This is a genomic window from Micromonospora sp. NPDC049580 (assembly GCF_040675595.1).
Lineage (GTDB): Bacteria > Actinomycetota > Actinomycetes > Mycobacteriales > Micromonosporaceae > Micromonospora.
Genome location: NZ_JBFAPG010000716.1, coordinates 1 through 2165 on the forward strand (window position 1 = coordinate 1; position 2165 = coordinate 2165).

The following is a 2165-nucleotide window of genomic DNA, read 5'->3' on the forward strand; positions in this document are numbered from 1 at the left end:
GCCGCCGCGTCCGCGTCCGCCCTCGTCGGGGCCTCGTCGTCCGCGCTGGGCGGCGCCGCGACGGAGATCTCCACCCGGGACCGCGTCACCCAGCTGCTGCTGGAGCGGGGCGCGACGACCGCCGCGCAGCTCGGTCTGGCGCTCGGCCTGAGCCCGGCGGCGATCCGCCGGCACCTGGACGCGATGCTCGCCGACGGTGACGTTGTCGCCCGCGAGCAGACGGTGCAGGGCAGCCGCGGTCGGGGGCGTCCGGCCAAGGTCTTCGTGCTCACCGAGGCGGCCCGGGTCCGCTGTGGCACACACCACTACGACAACATGGCCACCGCCGCGCTGCGCTGGATCGCCCGCAGCGGAGGCCCGGACGCGGTCGAGGCGTTCGCCACCGAGCAGGTGTCCGCGCTGGAGTCGCGCTGCCGCGCCGCCATGGAGGACGCCGGCGACGACCCCCTCGCGCGTGCCGAGGCGCTCGCCGGAGCGCTCACCGCCGAGGGTTACGCTGCCAACGCGACCACGATCGCCTCCGGCGGCCAGCTCTGCCAGCACCACTGCCCGGTGGCGCACGTGGCCGCCGAGTTTCCCCAGCTGTGCGAGGCCGAGACCGCGGTGATCTCCCGTCTGGTCGGCACCCACGTACAACGCCTGGCCACCATCGCGCACGGCGACGGGGTGTGCACCACGCACATCCCGACCCAGCCGGGCCGCGCCCAATCCGGTAATCCCGTCACCACTGTGAGGACAGATAGATGACCGAGCAGATCGTCCAGCCCCTGACCCAGGAAGAGCAGCTCGCCGCCCTGGGTCGCTACGAGTACGGCTGGTCCGACCCGGACGCCGCCGGGGCGGTCGCCCAGCGCGGCATCAACGAGGCGGTGGTGCGGGACATCTCGGCCAAGAAGAACGAGCCGGCCTGGATGCTCGACCTGCGCCTCAAGGGTCTGCGGCTGTTCGGCCGCAAGCCGATGCCGGCCTGGGGCGCGGACCTCACCGGCATCGACTTCGACAACATCAAGTACTTCGTGCGGTCGACCGAGAAGCAGGCCACCAGCTGGGAGGACCTGCCCGAGGACATCAAGAACACCTACGACCGGCTGGGCATCCCGGAGGCGGAGAAGCAGCGGCTGGTCGCCGGTGTCGCGGCGCAGTACGAGTCCGAGGTCGTCTACCACAAGATCCGTGAGGACCTTGAGGAGCAGGGCGTCCTCTTCCTGGACACCGACACCGCGCTGCGCGAGCACGAGGACGTCTTCAAGGAGTACTTCGGCACGGTCATCCCGGTCGGCGACAACAAGTTCGCCGCTCTGAACACCTCCGTGTGGTCCGGCGGCTCGTTCATCTACGTGCCGAAGGGCGTGCGCGTGGACATCCCGCTGCAGGCCTACTTCCGGATCAACACGGAGAACATGGGCCAGTTCGAGCGGACGCTGATCATCGTCGACGAGGGTGCGTACGTGCACTACGTCGAGGGCTGCACCGCGCCGCTCTACTCCTCGGACTCGCTGCACAGCGCGGTCGTGGAGATCATCGTCAAGAAGAACGCGCGCTGCCGGTACACGACCATCCAGAACTGGTCGAACAACGTCTACAACCTGGTCACCAAGCGCGCCGTCTGCCACGAGGGTGCGACCATGGAGTGGGTCGACGGCAACATCGGCTCCAAGGTGACCATGAAGTACCCGGCGGTCTACATGACCGGCGAGCACGCCAAGGGCGAGGTGCTCTCGGTGGCGATGGCCGGCGAGGGCCAGCACCAGGACGCGGGCGCCAAGATGGTGCACGCCGCGCCGCACACCTCCTCGACGATCGTGTCGAAGTCGATCGCCCGTGGCGGCGGCCGCACCTCGTACCGCGGTCTGGTGCAGGTGCTGGAGGGCTCGCACCACAGCCGGAGCACGGTCAAGTGCGACGCGCTGCTGGTCGACACCATCTCGCGCTCGGACACCTACCCGTACGTCGACATCCGCGAGGACGACGTGTCGATGGGGCACGAGGCGACCGTCTCCAAGATCAGCGACGACCAGCTCTTCTACCTGATGAGCCGGGGCCTGAGCGAGGACGAGGCGATGGCCATGATCGTTCGTGGCTTCATCGAACCGATCGCCAAGGAACTCCCGATGGAGTACGCCCTGGAGCTGAACCGCCTGATCGAGCTTCAGATGGAGGGCGCG

At 69.0% G+C, this 2165-nt stretch carries 2 protein-coding genes; both read left to right on the forward strand.

All coding sequences use genetic code 11. The features are described from left to right. The first annotated feature begins 45 nt into the window (after window positions 1–45). On the forward strand, window positions 46–747 hold the full coding sequence (locus tag AB0J68_RS31330) for a transcriptional regulator (protein ID WP_354860404.1): 702 nt from the start codon (window positions 46–48) through the stop codon (window positions 745–747). Then, on the forward strand, window positions 744–2165 hold a 1422-nt coding region (gene sufB / locus AB0J68_RS31335; protein ID WP_363942398.1), incomplete at its 3' end, for a Fe-S cluster assembly protein SufB. The genes AB0J68_RS31330 and sufB, both read left to right, overlap by 4 nt.